11 protein-coding genes and 1 tRNA gene are annotated in these 15,759 nt (G+C 58.8%); 8 read left to right on the top strand and 4 right to left on the bottom strand.

All coding sequences use genetic code 11. From position 1 onward, the window contains the following. Positions 1–135: 135 nt before the first annotated feature. Complete coding sequence (locus GFS31_RS12590) at positions 136–3,441, top strand: hypothetical protein (protein ID WP_198805152.1); 3,306 nt, start codon at positions 136–138, stop codon at positions 3,439–3,441. Positions 3,442–3,639: 198 nt separating this feature from the next. Here GFS31_RS12590 and sodN read toward each other — a convergent pair whose 3' ends face one another. Next, a complete protein-coding gene (gene sodN, locus GFS31_RS12585; RefSeq protein ID WP_198805151.1) occupies positions 3,640–4,113 on the bottom strand; it encodes a superoxide dismutase, Ni in 474 nt (157 codons plus the stop codon). Positions 4,114–4,380: 267 nt separating this feature from the next. Between sodN and GFS31_RS12580 the strand changes: the two genes are divergently transcribed. Both GFS31_RS12580 and GFS31_RS12575 read left to right on the top strand, forming a co-directional pair. Beyond that, positions 4,381–5,409, top strand: coding sequence for a DNA/RNA non-specific endonuclease (locus GFS31_RS12580; protein ID WP_198805150.1), 1,029 nt, complete (start codon positions 4,381–4,383; stop codon positions 5,407–5,409). Between the two features lie 331 nt (positions 5,410–5,740). Then, entirely contained in the window at positions 5,741–6,265 is a 525-nt protein-coding gene (locus GFS31_RS12575; RefSeq protein ID WP_198805149.1) for an NYN domain-containing protein, read from the top strand. Positions 6,266–6,518: 253 nt separating this feature from the next. Here GFS31_RS12575 and GFS31_RS12570 read toward each other — a convergent pair whose 3' ends face one another. Further along, complete coding sequence (locus GFS31_RS12570) at positions 6,519–7,145, bottom strand: hypothetical protein (RefSeq protein WP_198805148.1); 627 nt, start codon at positions 7,143–7,145, stop codon at positions 6,519–6,521. 342 nt (positions 7,146–7,487) lie between these two features. Here GFS31_RS12570 and rpsD point away from each other — a divergent pair, with 342 nt between their 5' ends. Continuing rightward, positions 7,488–8,096 carry a 30S ribosomal protein S4 gene (gene rpsD, locus GFS31_RS12565; RefSeq protein ID WP_198805147.1) on the top strand — a complete coding sequence of 203 codons (609 nt, stop codon included), beginning with the start codon at positions 7,488–7,490 and terminating at the stop codon, positions 8,094–8,096. A 427-nt stretch (positions 8,097–8,523) separates the two neighbouring features. Next, positions 8,524–10,530 carry an excinuclease ABC subunit UvrB gene (uvrB, locus tag GFS31_RS12560; RefSeq protein ID WP_198805146.1) on the top strand — a complete coding sequence of 669 codons (2,007 nt, stop codon included), beginning with the start codon at positions 8,524–8,526 and terminating at the stop codon, positions 10,528–10,530. A 28-nt stretch (positions 10,531–10,558) separates the two neighbouring features. Here uvrB and GFS31_RS12555 read toward each other — a convergent pair whose 3' ends face one another. Next, positions 10,559–12,028, bottom strand: coding sequence for a glycoside hydrolase family 13 protein (locus GFS31_RS12555; RefSeq protein WP_198805145.1), 1,470 nt, complete (start codon positions 12,026–12,028; stop codon positions 10,559–10,561). Between the two features lie 84 nt (positions 12,029–12,112). Between GFS31_RS12555 and GFS31_RS12550 the strand changes: the two genes are divergently transcribed. The 3 genes from GFS31_RS12550 (at position 12,113) to GFS31_RS12540 (ending at position 13,267) form a co-directional block, all read left to right on the top strand. After that, a tRNA-Arg gene (locus tag GFS31_RS12550) sits at positions 12,113–12,186 on the top strand. Positions 12,187–12,476: 290 nt separating this feature from the next. Beyond that, positions 12,477–12,824, top strand: coding sequence for a YbjQ family protein (locus GFS31_RS12545; RefSeq protein ID WP_263974833.1), 348 nt, complete (start codon positions 12,477–12,479; stop codon positions 12,822–12,824). Between the two features lie 2 nt (positions 12,825–12,826). Continuing rightward, positions 12,827–13,267 carry a YbjQ family protein gene (locus GFS31_RS12540; RefSeq protein WP_198805144.1) on the top strand — a complete coding sequence of 147 codons (441 nt, stop codon included), beginning with the start codon at positions 12,827–12,829 and terminating at the stop codon, positions 13,265–13,267. 77 nt (positions 13,268–13,344) lie between these two features. Here the strand turns inward: GFS31_RS12540 and GFS31_RS12535 are convergent, their stop codons facing one another. Next, complete coding sequence (locus GFS31_RS12535) at positions 13,345–15,678, bottom strand: RelA/SpoT family protein (protein ID WP_198805143.1); 2,334 nt, start codon at positions 15,676–15,678, stop codon at positions 13,345–13,347. Between the last annotated feature and the right edge of the window lie 81 nt (positions 15,679–15,759).

Here is a 15,759-nt window from a genome sequence, read left to right as displayed (position 1 = left end):
CCACGCTCCTTTTACGGTCTCGGTTGGTTGCTGGGACTCCTCGCGCCTCCCCCCTCAGCGAAACCTTCAGCGAAACCGTACCCTCCATCATTAACGAAACCTTCAGCGAAACCCTCAGCGAAACTGTCCACCAGGTTGATCTACGCTCTGGGCTGGGGGGCCGTCATCGCAGGGCTATGGGGCACCGTCCAGGGGCTAGAACTGCTGCGGCAAGGGGGAGAGGATCAGCTTGCAGAGCGGCTTCAGCGTCCGGTGCGGGTAGGCGGGCTGCGGGGGCTATCCCGTCGGGGGATTCACCTTGGCCCGCTGCACGTTCCCCCAGAACCCGATGATCGGTGGCATGGGCAGGTTAACACTGTGATCGTCGGCATGAATGGGTTGGCCTGGGCCAAAGGCACCGATCCCTGGCTGACTGTCACCCTCGATCAGCCGCAGATCACCCTAGTTGCGCCGAAGCATGGCCCCTGGAGTTTGCCCCGCCTTAACTCGGCCCCCGCTTCTGAGGACGGTCGAGAGCAGGACGGTCGAGTTCGGCACAGGCCCGATCCAGATGGGCGACCCCGATTGGCAGCGGTGCAGATTCAGCGGGGACAAGTCACGGTCTTGGGAGCAACCGGGACGGCCTATCTAGAGGTGGAGGATCTTCAGGGGGCCGTGATTCGCCCTGCCGAGGGGGCCATGGCCTTGGATCTGACAGGGCAGATGGATCAGGGGCAGTTTACCCTCAGCGGCACCCTACCCCAGTTTAGAACCGTCGGCGTGAGTCCTGGATTGCCTGCCAAAGCCACGTTGCAAGTGGCCCAACTGCCCCTCACGGCACTCAATGCCCTGCTGCCGCCCCCCATTGCCCTAAACACGGGGGTAGTCAATGGCCATGTGGCGCTGACGGTGCCTTTGGATGGTCTAGGTCAGCCCCAGTTCCGAGGCACCGAGGCCCAGGGGCTGGTGATGGCGAGGGGTGAGGGCCAACTGGGGCAAGTGGCAGAGCCGCTGCGGTGGCAGGGGGGACTGTGGCTCCAGGGGCAGCGGGCCACCCTCCACGATACGCGCCTGCATCTGGGAAACCTATCCCTCACAGCAGCGGGGCAGGTAGATCCCCTGGGCTACAACCTCACGGCCCAGGTGCCCCCGGTAGCGGCGGCGGATGTGGAGCGTTTGGTGGGCCAACCCCTGCCATTGGCTCCGGGCCAAGCCTTTGAGGGCTATGTGCGGGTCTCTAGCCCCTGGCAAAAGCCGGAACTTGAGCTTCAGGCCACGGGCCAAGCACCGCCGGGATCCCTGGCACTGCCCCTCGACCCCGACCTGATCGCCACCAGCCTGGGCATGACGATGCAGGGATTGCCCCTGCGCCAGTCCGTGCCGCTGATCGAGGGGGCCAGCTACGTCTTTCGGCGGGATGGAGCCTGGTTTACCCTGCGCGATGGCACCGTGGTGCCGCCCCTGTCGGAAGCCGCCTACAACCGAGCCAGGGCGCAATTCCAGACTGCCCTCGCCCCCCACCTCGACCGCAAATTCTTCTGGTTTTTGCAGACCAGCCCCTTCATTACCGCCCTCGCCGCCGATGTGCAAACGGGCAAGCTCGACGCCTATCGGTCGGGCCAGCGGTTTAATACCGACCGCTTTTTTGTCGAGTATTTCATGCCCGTGTATGTGGAATCCAGTGGGGCGGCGGGGCTCGATCCGGCGGAATCCTTGTGGATGCTGGATCACTCCCTGCGTACCCTCCACGACCCGCTGCTGCGTACCCCAGAGGCCAAGCCCATCACCAGCGGGGCCGGAATTGTCGGCTCCTTTTGGCGCGACGAGCAATCTCTCTCGATGAAACAACTGGTGCTGCGCCCCTGGGTGGCTGATGGTAGCCCCTGGGGGCCGCTGTTGCGCTATGGCCTGGTGCGCCACATCGAGCGATCCACCCACCTAGAAAACCGCCGTCTGGCCAGCACCCCGGAGGTGCTTTCTAAGTTGCCCAACGTCACCTTTGGGGCCGAGGAGGGCGCGATTGCCCTGGCCCTGGGGATTGTGCAGTTTCCAGAGACCGGAATCTACCCCACCGAGGTTGTCACCCTGGCGCGGCAAATTGTCGAAAACGAACGCCAAAAGCAGGTGCTTCGCCAGCAGATTACCGACCAACTCCGCACCCTGGCCACCCAGCAGACGCCCATCCTCGCGGCGGCCCTCGCCGACGCCGCCCAAACCAGCCCCGACCACCTGGGGCTCAGCCCCCACTTCTCCCCCACCGAAGCTAGCCGACTCAACGGCGGCAACACCCTATCCATCCTGGTCTCCCGCAGCGAAAAGGCAGGCTACCCCCTCACCCAAGCCTACGCCAACGGTCGGGGGCTGCTGCTGGAGTGGCTCCAGGGAGCGTCCCCAGCCGCTGCCAATCCCGCCGCCGATCAAGCCAGTCAACTGGTATACGCAACTCTGCGGGATCACGGCCTCGATGCCGACTTTTGGCCCTGGCTGGCCCAGCGGGTGCCTCAACTGGCCAACACCCTGAACGACCTCACTATCCCAATTCGCACCTACCACGCCCTCGCCCAGCAGGGGGCCAGCCTCCACGAAGTCTTCTATGCCGCCATGGTGCAAAACGACCAAGATATCGGTATCGCCGCCACCCTCAAACAGGCCGTCGGCTTCCAGGCCCACCTGGCCCACCTCATCGACCAAGCCTTTGCCCCCGCCGATCCCTACGATCCCCGCTATCTGGCCTTTCGCCGCAGCCTCGCCATCTACCTGCGCGAAGCCCCCGACATTGCCGTCTATGGTGGTACCCCCGCCGCCCTCCGTGCCTACGGCCAAGAAACCCTCAATGTGCAAGAACTCATTGCCGTTGATCTCCAAGATGCCCCCCGCATTCGCGCCCTCGCCAAGCTCTACGCCGAAGCCAGGGATCAGCGCATGGTGGGCGAGTGGGACGTACCCGGTTTTCAAAAAATCCTGCTGCTGGGTTCCCTCCTGGCGGCGGGGGTAAGCCGCGACGAACTGCCCCCCAGTTTGGCCAACATTGGCTTTCCCAGCGCCCAGTTTCGCCATCACCTCGTCTTTGCGGTGGGGGGCGATGGTATCCAGGCCGAAGGGACTCGCCTCGGCGTCCAGGCCCACGATTACCGAGTGCCGTTTCAACCCTTGCCCCTGCCCAGCTACCGCGTCCCCAGCCTAGATGGCACCAACCCCAAGGATTGCCCCCGCCAGCCCACCCTCGCCGCCCTCGCCCTTGGCCCCGGCAGCCAATTTATCTGGCACCCCGAAACCCAACGGGTTTGGCTCCAGCGGGCCGAGGTTTCCTGCTACCTGCCCAACGATTGGGAGAGCATCATCTTCCCCGCCCTGCTCGAAACGGTGCCCGTTCTCCACAGCCCCGCCGGATATAACCAGCTTCAGAAAAAACTAGAAGAGGCCCAGCGCCTAGAGGCCGGAATGTTTCCGGTGGATTTCTAGACCGCTGGCGGAGCGGGCTGGGAGTTGCCTGTGGAGTCGCCCGTGGCCGCAAGGGGAGGATGACTAGGGCGGTTTCGCGATTGTGGCAAGACACCAAAAAAGCCAGGGGCACCATAGCAGCACCCCTGGGTAAGGCTTGGGATCATGGATTGGGCACCGTGATCTCAAGGAAATCGCATGTTGACGGTTAGTGGGAAATTAGCTGGCGGTAAACCAAGCCACATCGCGGTTTTTGGTGGCCCAGAACATGCCGTGGATTTTTTGGATAGCTTCCATCAGTTCCGTGGCGTGTTGGGCGCTCACTTCTACTTTGCAGGCCGAGCAAAGCTTCGCCGCTTTCCAGAAGGTGTCATGGAGGTCGGGGAACTGCTCGAGGTGAACGGGCTTGAAGTAGTCTGTCCAGAGGATCAGCAGTTCCTCTTTAGCCAGTTGAGCCTGCTCTTCTTTGATGGCGCTATAGCGGGCGAAGGTGTTGTGGTAGGCCACGGCAGCGGCCTGATCGCCAGGAGCGGGTAGTTCTAGAGCCAGTAGTTTTTTGGTCATAGAAACCACCGCCTCCGCCGCCACACGGGCCGAGGAGGGATCGTAGACGCCGCAGGGGCCGTCGCAGTGGGCGTGCACTTCAGGGGCGGGGAAGCGGGTTTGGAACTGGGAAATAACTTGGTTCAGCATAATGACGTCCGATTGTGATTGCGTCTTTGCGGTTGTTTCGGGCTAATCCTTGGGAACCCTAACCCTAAGTCTCCATGGAGATGACCCGTTGGCCTAGCCTGGGAAACCCCAAGGCGCAACCCTAGGGTGGGCCAAAATCCCTATGGGGGGCAGGGGGATAGGGGGACTAACCCCTCCATTCTTATAGCTATTGGTGTCTTGTGCAACTAGCTACCCCCAAGCTAGGGCCAGCACCCTGTTCAAACCACTGTCTGGGGAGAGATCGCCATGAGTTTATTGAAGCGGCCAAGGATGAATCGGTGGATGCGGGGAATGACCCTAGTGGCCATGGGGCTAAGCCTGGTGGGGTGTGGGCCGCTAGCGCTGCTGTTACCGACCTCGGTGGGGGATATCGCTGACCTGCCCCCCTGTGTAGATGACCAGTGCCACTGCGGCGATTTTCTCGCCCAAACCCAGGCCCAGGCGGTGCTAGATGCCCTGCCGGGGGATCCCTACGGGCTGGATGGCGACGGCAATGGTCGAGCCTGCGAAACGCTGCCTGCGGCGCTGCCGCCAATGGATCCCCCTGGCCCACCATCCAGCAATCCTCACCTGGTGCTGGGGAACCCTAGCCATGCCGCTACCAGCAATCCCAACAACTATCTGCTAGAACGGCCCCAGTATGTGATTTCCTACAGCCGAGATCGCAAAATCCTCAACTGGGCCAGTTGGCAACTCAATGCGAACTGGCTGGGATCGGTCAACCGCCAGGATGACTTTCGGCCTGATGGATCCCTACCCCAGGGGTTTTACCAAGTCACCCCCACCGACTTTCGCGGCAGTGGCTACGACCGGGGCCACATTGTGCCATCGGGCGACCGCACCAATACAGTTCGAGACAACAGCGCTACTTTTTTGATGACCAACATCGTGCCCCAGACCCCAGAAAATAATCGTGGCCCCTGGCGCGACCTGGAAGAATATGGCCGCGACCTGGTGCGTCAGTACAATCACGACGTCCATATCTTTGCCGGGGCCTACGGGCAGCGGGGCACCGTGGGCAGTCGCGGTATCGTCATTCCCTCGCGGCTGTGGAAAATTCTCATTGTCTACGACCGCCTCCCGGATGGCAGGTTGGGCCTTGGCCCCGACAGCCAGGTGATTGCCGTGGATATGCCCAACCGCAATGACCTCAACGCCGACTGGCGGCAGTATCGCACCAGCGTCCATCGCATTGAACAGGCGACGGGCTATCGGTTCCTGGCTGATCTTCCCGCAGACCTCCAGGAGCGGCTGAAGGCTGACCCCCAGCCCTAGGCCGTGGCCATCTATGGCCACCGGGTAGGGCGATCCAGCGGTTATCGCAGGGGCTGCTCGTCCCTTGGCGTCACGCTTTCCTTAGACAACCCTTATAATTGGATCATCCCCCAACACCGCGCCCTCCAGCCAAAGCCCTGGCCATTCCCAAGAGTTGGTCTGTGTCTAGACCACTCGGCGGATACGGTGGCAAGGCTTGAGGGTAGAATTCCGGTGTCTAGCTTTTCTGAATGAGAATCGCTACACTGCTAAGCCTAGCGCCTGCCAAGCTGTCCGCCTAGGCCCGATATCCATCAAACTTCATAACCTGTCCGACTATTACACAGTTTTTATGTCTAAATATCATGGTTCCAAGCGGCTTTCTATCTTTGTAGATGGCAACAACATGTTCTATGCCCAGCAAAAAAACGGCTGGTTTTTTGATCCAAAGCGGGTTTTAGAATATTTCCTCGGCCTTGATGGCGGAGCAACGTTAGTGAATGCCTTTTGGTATACAGGTCTAAAAGATCCCCAGGATCAGCGAGGGTTTCGGGACGCCCTGATTAGCCTCGGCTACACTGTCCGCACCAAAATCCTGAAGGAATACTACGACGATACCTCCGGTCGCTATTCCCAAAAGGCCAACCTAGACATCGAAATTGCCATCGATATGTTCAATACCGTCGATCAGTACGATGAGGTTGTTTTATTTAGCGGTGATGGCGACTTTGAACGCGCCATTGAACTCCTGCGTTCCAAAAGCACCCACATTACGGTGGTCTCCACAGAAGGCATGATCGCCCGTGAACTCCGTAACGCGACCGACCGCTACATTGACCTCAATGATGTTCGTAAATACATCGAAAAAGACTACTGACTGGCCACGCTCCCAGAGAGAGTTCCAGAGAGGTTCCCAGAAAACGATCTAGGCCATGCCCATCCACAGCCCCTAGAGGAGGCCCAAGCCACCGCCACCCCAGACCCAAGGCCCCTATCTCGCCCCCTGCCCCCCAAACTGTCGCCTAAGCGCCTTCGCTCCTGAGCGGCTGTCCTTTTTGGAATCGGGGAGCAGAGTATTGGCAGCGCTCTGCCCTTGGGGGTTGGGGCGATGGGGGCCGAGGCGGCGGGGCCTAGCCATCTTCCAGTAGTCGGCTGTCAATGTCATCGAGGCCGGGGAGATCGCCAATTCCCAGGCTGTCTTCCACCGCCAGTCGGTCGCCATCTTCGGCATCGAAGGGAAACACAATGGCGGGCAACCCAGCTCCATTCATCCCCTTGAGGATGCGCTCTGGGGTTTCGGGGAACAGCACAAACAGCGGGTATCCGGTGTCGCTGCCGTCGCTCAGCAGGTGGTGATAGCGCTGGGGCAGCAGCCATTCATAGCCCCGGTCGGTGAGGATTTGGGTGTGTCGCCAGCGCAGCAGCAGGCTAGAAAAGTCCTCCTGGGGGCGATGAATAAATACGAAGATCTCTACCCCGGTTTTAATTTTCCATTCGGGATCGCACATCAGCAGCCCCACATCGCAGGGCAATGTCACCACCGATCCGGGCTCCACCGCTGGGCTGTGGGGGTTGAGGTGCACCGAGTCGCGCACGCGGATATTGGGCAGCGGCAGGGTGACAATACTCTCCTGGGGCCGTCGCAAGCTGGGCACCACCTCCATATAGGGACGATGGCGCTTCAGCAGTTCTAACGCCCCTACATGATCGGTGCAGGTGCTGAGCAGGCTTTCGTATTGAATGGGTTTGATGGCCATAGCACGATTGTTTGAAGAGGGTGGCCCCAGGGTGTGGGCCATCAACGGACTGCCCTTTCACGATAGCTTGTCTCACCACGAATGCCCCAGCCCAGCCATACATCCGTTCAGCGGCATCAAAAGTCCGTGAAATGGAGGAGGTTCAGTCCGTTAACCCAACACCCCCAACAGGCACCACCCAGCGCCGTAAGGACTCTCTTCAGAATCTCCAGGTCAGACCGTAAGGCCAGACCGTAAGGCCAGAATCTTAAGGATTCAAGCTATTGCCTTAAGGAAGTCAGCAGGTTAAGATGATAGCTTTGGAATTATTCCAAGCCTCATTTTTTCGGAGAGTAAACGTTTATGGCGCGATATCGCGGTGCCCGTCTACGGGTCGTTCGGCGGTTGGGCGAGTTGCCGGGGTTGTCCCGCAAAACGCCCCGTAAGGCTAACCCCCCTGGGCAACATGGCCAAGACCGCAAGAAAAAGTCTGAATACGGGATTCGTCTCGAAGAGAAGCAAAAGCTGCGGTTCAACTACGGCTTGACCGAGAAGCAACTGCTGCGCTACGTGAAAAAAGCCCGTCGGGCTGGGGGTTCCACCGGATTGGTGATCCTGCAACTGCTGGAAATGCGGCTGGATAACACCGTATTCCGCCTTGGCTTTGGCCCCACCATTCCCTCCGCACGGCAAATTGTGAACCACGGCCATATCTGCGTGAACGGTCGCCCTGTCACCATTCCCAGCTACCAGTGCCGCCCCGGCGATGTGATCACCGTCCGCGATCGCGACGCCTCCAAGAAACTGGTGGAAGCCAACCTGGAATTCCCTGGCTTGGCCAACGTTCCGAGCCACCTAGAACTCGACAAAGCAAAACTAACCGCCAAGGTCAATGGTGTGATCGAGCGCGAGTGGGTCGCCCTCAGCATCAACGAACTGCTGGTGGTGGAATACTACTCTCGCAAAGCCTAGTGGCTGCTGGCTTGCGAGACCGTTTTGGCTGCTGGCTGATAGCAACTATCACTTACCGCCCATAACGAACTTACTCTTACTTTCCCTAGCCCCTTGGTCCGTCAGCCAAGGGGCTATTTTTGTGAGCGGGGTGGCATGAGTCAAAGCTGTGGATTCAGATAGCTCCCATCATCCGAAGCTCATAACCCCGATTTCCAAAAGGCAGAAAGGCCGTATCTACGTTTGTCGCAACGGCTTGATAGGCAATGCCATCCCCCATTCCCTGGCGAATGGCATTGCGTTTGGGCGGCGTTTCTTGGGGCCGATTGACTGTGTCCCGTCCTGGTGATGCCCTTTTCGTGGCCTACGTCACCCCCAATCGGCCAAAATCCGTCACCATAGGAACAGTGCCAGTAAACCTGTATCTTTTACCGTTTGGGAATCAGCGATGGGCGATTTCAACATTCAGGCCCCCTTTGAACCAATGGGCGACCAGCCCAAGGCCATTGCCGGACTCACCCAATTTTTGAAGGACAACACCCGCTACCAAACCCTGCTGGGGGCCACGGGCACGGGCAAAACCCACACCATCGCCCGCGTCATCGACAACATCGGCAAGCCCACCCTGGTGCTGGCCCACAACAAAACCCTGGCGGCCCAGCTTTGCAACGAGCTGCGGGAATTTTTCCCCGATAACGCCGTAGAGTATTTCATCAGCTACTACGACTACTACCAGCCGGAAGCCTACATCCCGGTGACAGATACCTACATTGCCAAAACCGCCTCGATCAACGAAGAAATCGACATGCTGCGGCACTCCGCCACGCGGTCGCTATTCGAGCGGCGAGACGTAATTGTGGTGGCCTCCATTAGCTGCATCTACGGCCTGGGGATGCCTGCGGAATACCTGAAAGCCTCGATTCCCTTGCAGGTGGGGATGGAGGTGAACCAGCGCCAGGTATTGCGAGATTTGGCCCAAATTCAGTACGAGCGCAATGATCTTGACCTGGGCCGAGGGCGGTTTCGGGTGAAGGGGGACGTGCTAGAAATCGGCCCCGCCTACGAAGATCGCATCATTCGGGTGGAATTTTTTGGCGACGAAATTGACGCGATTCGCTACGTCGATCCCATCACCGGGGCCACGTTGCAGAGCATGGAGGGGCTGAGCATTTACCCCGCCAAGCACTTTGTTACCCCCGAAGATCGGGTGGAAGAAGCCTGCCAAGCCATCCAAGCGGAACTGGCGGAACGGCTGGAAGCCCTGGAAAAAGAGGGCAAGTTGTTGGAAGCCCAACGCCTAGAACAGCGCACCCGCTACGACCTAGAAATGATCCGCGAGGTAGGCTACTGCAACGGCGTGGAAAACTACGCCCGCCATCTCGCCGGACGCCCCGCCGGATCGCCGCCGGAATGTCTGCTGGATTATTTTCCTAAAGATTGGCTATTGGTGATCGACGAATCCCACGTCACCATTCCCCAAATTCGCGGCATGTACAACGGCGATCGCAGCCGCAAAATGGTGCTGATTGACCACGGGTTCCGCCTGCCCAGCGCCGCCGACAACCGCCCCCTCAAGGCCGAGGAATTTTGGGAGAAGGTGAACCAGTGCGTCTTCGTCTCCGCCACGCCGGGGGACTGGGAAATGGAGATCTCCGAGGGCAAAGTGGTGGAGCAAATCATCCGCCCCACCGGAGTGCTCGACCCAGAGCTATTTGTGCGCCCCACCGAAGGCCAAATCGACGACCTGTTGGGGGAAGTGCGGGAACGGGCGGCACGGCAGGAGCGCGTCCTCGTCACCACCCTAACCAAGCGCATGGCCGAAGACCTGACGGAATACCTGGAAGAACACGGCGTGCGGGTGCGCTATTTGCACTCCGAAATTCACTCCATCGAGCGCATCGAAATCATCCAAGACCTGCGCGACGGCAACTACGACGTGCTGGTGGGGGTCAACCTGCTGCGGGAGGGGCTAGACCTGCCGGAAGTCTCCCTGGTGGCGATTTTAGACGCAGATAAAGAAGGATTCCTCAGGGCCGAGCGCTCCCTGATTCAAACCATTGGGCGGGCGGCGCGTCACGTCCGGGGACAGGCCATCCTCTACGCCGACAACCTAACCGACAGCATGGCCAAGGCCATCGACGAAACCGAGCGCCGCCGCGCCATCCAAACCGCCTACAACCAGGCCAATGGCATCACCCCACAACCCATCGAACGCCGCAACAAGGGCAACTCCATCCTCTCCTTCCTGGATATTTCCCGCCGCCTCAATGCCCAAGAACTCGAAGAAGTCTACGAACACAAGGAAGACCTGCCCCTAGAAGACATCCCCGAACTGATTGGCCAACTGGAAAAACAAATGAAAGAAGCCGCCAAAAACCTCGAATTTGAAGAGGCCGCCAAATACCGCGACCGGATCAAAACCCTGCGCGATCAACTGCTCGGAAAACGGGTTTAGGGGCGGTCATCCATGGGGCAGTCGCAGCCTAGGGATTGACCTGGCCAATCCAGGCGGATCGGGGGGGCAGATGCAGCCCATCCGGCCCGACCTGGGCAGAACGGTAGGCCCACAGGGTATGCCAGTCTCCAGGGGGCGCACTGGGCTGGAGGTGCGGGGGCGCAATCGTCGTCGCCGTCTCACCCGCATTGAGCACCACGGTGATCGTTTCGGAGCCTTGGCTGTCGGCGTTCAGCGTTCTGGCGAAACTGTAGGTGTGGCCCTCGGCATAGCCCACCTGGTAGGTGCCCGTTCGCAAGGCCGGGTGCTGGTGGCGCAGGGCAATCAGGGCTTTATGAATCTCCAAGAGGGAGCGATTCCAGGCCGACTCTGGCGGAAAGGTGCGGCGACAGTCGGGGTCTAGTTCTCCCGGTAGGCCCACCTCATCGCCGTAGTAGAGACTGGGCGCACCGGGAAAGGTGAGCAGCAGCACCGTCGCCAACACCACGCTGGCCTCGTCCTCCCCCACCACGGAATACATTCGAGCGACATCGTGGCTGGACAGCAAGTTCAGTTGGGTGAGCTGAATGTCCCAGGGATAGAGACCCAGAAGTGCCTGCATTTTCGCCCCATAGCCCGCTGCATCCAGGGCCGGATAGGGGAAATAGTGGGGTTTTTCTGCCAAGTCCATCCGCACCCGATCCCCGGCGGCAAAGGCAATGGTTGGCCCGGTAAACAGGTAGTTCATCACCCCGTCAAACTGGGTGCCATCGAGCCACTGGCGGGCGTCCGTCCACACCTCACCCACGATGTAGGCGTCGGGGTTGATGGCCTTGATGCGGTCGCGAAATTCTTGCCAAAAGCCCGCTGTTTTGACCTCGTAGGGCACATCTAGCCGCCAGCCATCAATGCCTTGGCGTACCCAATATTCTCCCACCCGCATCAGGTATTCCCGCGCCGCCGGATGGTCATGGTTAAAAGTAGGCAGGGCACGATTATCGACCCAGCTTTGATAGTTGGCGGGCTTGCTGCCGTCGTAGGCGGAGAGGGGCCAACCCTCCACCCGAAACCAGTCAATCCAGGGGGAGTGGGGGCCGTTTTCTAGAATGTCATTAAAAAAGAAAAAGCCTCGGCTGGCATGATTAAATACCCCATCGAGCACCACTTTTAGCCCCCGCTGATGGGCAGCTTCCAAGAGGTCGAAAAAGGCGGCATTTCCCCCCAGCAAGGGGTCTACTTGGTAGTAATCGTGGGTGTGATAGCGATGGTTGCAGGCCGACTGAAAAATGGGTGTGAAATAAATCGCTGTAATGCCCAAATCTTGCAAGTAGTCTAGCTTCTCTAGCACACCCCACAGGTCGCCCCCCTTATAGCCCGAAGGCGTGGGCGGCGTGTCCCACGGTTCTAGGGCCACGGCCATGGCCGGATCGTCTATCCGTCGCTGGGTACGCGCCATCCGATCCGGAAAAATCTGGTAAAACACCGCCTGTTTTACCCAATCCGGCGTGTGAATCGCCATATCCCTTGCCTCGGTTGCTACCCCGTTAGGCTAGCGCCATCTGTCCAAGGTGGCTAGGGCATCGGGTAGAATGGAACGTATCCTGGGGCTGTAGCTCAGCAGGATAGAGCGACCGCCTCCTAAGCGGTAGGTCGTGGGTTCGAACCCCGCCAGCCCTGTTCTCAAAGCCTTTTCAGCGCAAGAAGGTGATTTACTGTGCGTTCCGAAATTGTGTGACATGGGCCTGACCTCACAGGTAGGGCCGTTGGGGCAGGCTTGTCTATTGCGACTGGGCTTTTGCGATTTTGAAGTGTGGCGTTCAGGCTTAGATCACGGCCCTGCATCCGTAGGGGTGGGACGTAGACTGTAACGGTTTGCAAGTAATAGTAGGAAATGGTTCACAATCCTCGCAGGAAAAAGCACAACAGGCTAGGATTGCGGTGGTTCTTCGTTGATAGGGAAACCGGGGATGACGGCACCAGTACGGGCTTCAGCTCAGTCCATGATTCTCACTAATATCGAAAGTGTTCCGGGCAAGACCATTACTAAGCAATTAGGGCTGGTTCAGGGTAGCTCTGTACGGTCAAAACACATTGGCCGAGACATTGCGGCGGGCTTCAAAAATATTGTGGGCGGCGAACTAAAGGGCTACACCGAACTATTGCAAGAAGCCCGCGATCAGGCCACCCAACGCATGGTGCAAGAAGCTCGCCAACGGGGAGCAAATGCCATTGTGAACGTGCGGTTTGCCACGTCATCCTTAACCCAGGGCGCAGCAGAACTATTTGCCTACGGCACAGCGGTACGGGTGGAATAGCCATGGTAGAGCTATTGATTTTTGCGACGCTGCTGATTGTGGGACTTTACTTTGGTCGTCAGGCAGAACAACAGCACCTCAAATCCCTCAAGTGGCGAGAACAAGCTGTACAGCACCTAGGAATTAGCGTAACGGGCGCAAAAGCCGAGTTTCCCCATGCCCAAGAGGCTCAATTATTTGCGGGCAGTGTGGTCATTTCCTCAGATTTTTTTAAGACCTTTATTGCCGGGTTATTAAATCTGATTGGGGGCGAAATTTCCACCTACGAAAGCTTGCTAGATCGTGCCCGCCGAGAAGCAGTGCTGCGCATGGAAGAAGCGGCCCTGGCCTGGGGAGCCCATCAAGTGGTGAATGTGCGAATTCAGACCGCTGAACTGGGGGCTAATTCTGGTCAGGGGATTGTTGCGGTAGAAGTGATTGCCTACGGCACAGGGCTGAGGTGAGACAGGGGCGCATTAGTATAAAGAACCCCAAGTTCTTGAGAAAATCGAGGTTCTGAGAAACGACTTCCTGGACTACACTAATTCCCCTGGCTAAGGCGGCGAATGTTGAGCACGTCCGTCATTTTTCGCAGTTGGGTGAAGGTTTGCTCTAGGTGGGCACTGTCTCGCACATCTAGGCCAAGGTCAATCTCAGCGGTCTGGCCGGGGAAAGTTTTAACCTGGGCCTTGTGGACGTTAATTTGCAGATCGGAGAGGTGCGACAGAATATCCTTGAGCACGCCCACCCGGTCGATTACCTCAATCTTGACTTCCACGGGGTAGGTTTGGCGATTTCCGGTAGCGTCACCCTGGTTCCAACTGACGGGAATGAGCCGATCTCCAGGAATATCAGCTAGGTTGGGGCAGCCCTGGCGGTGGATGGCAATGCCGCGACTGCCGAGGGAAACGCTACCGAGGATGGGTTCTCCGGGCAGGGGGCTACAGCATCCAGCGATGTGGTAGACCAGCCCTTCAATGCCCAAAATTGGATCCTTGGAAGGCGCAGTGCGGTGGCGATGGAGGCTCGTGATGGCGTGGGCCAGCATCTGATTGGAGTCACCCAAGGAGGCTTCGGCGGAAATCGCCTCCTTGGCCTGTTGGGCCTTGATCATCTCTTCTCGTAGACGGTTGGCCACTAGGTTGAGGGTGACTTCCCCGTAGCCCAGCCCCGCCAGCAGATCGTCCACGGTGGGGTAGTTGCAACGCTCTGCCACCAATCGGGCCGCATCGGACTTCAGTAGGGCATCAAAGCCGTTACGGCCCATGCCTTTTTCTAGCAGATCGCGGCCACGGGCAATATTTTCATCCCGATGAAAGCGCTTGTACCACTGGCGAATACGGTTGCGGGCGCTGGGAGTAACCACAAAATTCAGCCAGTCTAGGCTGGGGTGGCCGCTCTTTTGGGTGATGATTTCCACAATGTCGCCGTTGGCTAGGGGCGTGTCGAGGGTGACGATGCGGCTGTTTACCTTAGCCCCGGTGCAGTGGTTGCCCACTTCGGTGTGGATGCGGTAGGCAAAATCGACGGGGGTTGCGCCCCGACTGAGGGGCACCACATCACCGTTGGGGGTGAAGACGTAGACATCTTCATCGAACAGGTTGCCCTTCACATTTTCGAGGAATTCCTGGGCATCCTTGAGGTCGTTTTGCCACTCTAAAAGCTGCCGCAGCCAGGTGAATTTGTCGTCGTCGGCGGTCATCCGGGTGTTGGTAGACGACCCGGTTTCTTTGTATTTCCAGTGGGCGGCAATCCCGTATTCGGCGATGTGGTGCATTTCCAGGGTGCGAATCTGCACTTCGATGGGCTTGCCTTTGCTGCCGATCACCACCGTGTGAAGCGACTGGTAGCGGTTGGGCTTGGGTAGGCCAATGTAGTCTTTAAAACGGCCAGGAATGGGGCGAAAGGCATCGTGGACAATGGCTAGGGCGCGGTAGCATTCGTCGTTGGTGCCTACAATCAGCCGCACCGCCGCCACATCGTAGATTTCGTGGAAGTCCTTTTGCTGCTTCTCCATCTTGCGATAGATGCTGTACAGGTGCTTGGGGCGACTGCTGATATCCACCACCTGAATGTTGGCCTCGTGCATTCGTTCCCGCAGGGTTTCCGCCACCTGCATCAGCCGCGATTCGCGATCCGTTCGCTTCTCGGTGACGTACTCCTGCATCTGCCGATAGGCTTCGGGTTCGAGGTACTTAAACGACAAATCCTCCAGTTCCCATTTGAATCGCCCAATCCCCAGGCGGTTGGCCAGGGGCGCGAAGATTTCCATGGTTTCGCGGGCAATGCGGCGGCGTTTTTCGTCGCTCAGGTGCTCTAGGGTTCGCATATTGTGGAGGCGATCCGCCAGTTTCACCACAATCACCCGAATATCCTCGGCCATGGCCAAGAACATGCGCCGAAAATTCTCCGCCTGCCGCTCGGTTTTGCTCTCAAAATTTAGCTTCGAGAGCTTGGTGACGCCCTCCACCAACTGCCGCACGTCGATGCCAAACAGTTCTTCAATTTGCTCTAGGGGCGTATCCGTGTCCTCCACCACATCGTGGAGAAACCCGGAGGCAATCATGGCGCTGTCGCCCCCCAAATCGCGCAGCAGCCCCGCCACCGCCACCGGATGGCAAATGTAGGCTTCCCCCGAGGCCCGATACTGGTTTTGGTGCAGGGCATAGGCAAATTCAAAGGCCCGACACACCAGTTCACTGTTAGACTTGTCATCGCGCAGGGGCACCTCCCCCTCCTGCAAGGGATGGTGATAGCTGAGGACACAGGTTTTCAGCCAGTTGGGCAACTCACAGTCGGTCGGCAAACAGGCTTCAGTCTCGACGGCACAAGACTCAAGATCGGTCGGTTGCGAGGGGTGAACTGTGGCAGTCATAGGACAATCAATGGGGTGAAGGGGTGGCGGAAACCTGTAGCCAAAGGATTAAAAAGATGCACAGCCCGTACAAACGTTCTG

The organism is Leptolyngbya sp. BL0902, from assembly GCF_016403105.1.
Taxonomy (GTDB): Bacteria; Cyanobacteriota; Cyanobacteriia; order Phormidesmidales; family Phormidesmidaceae; genus Nodosilinea.
The sequence above is the reverse complement of the archived record's forward strand: the minus strand, read 5'-3'. Positions and strand labels throughout refer to the sequence as shown.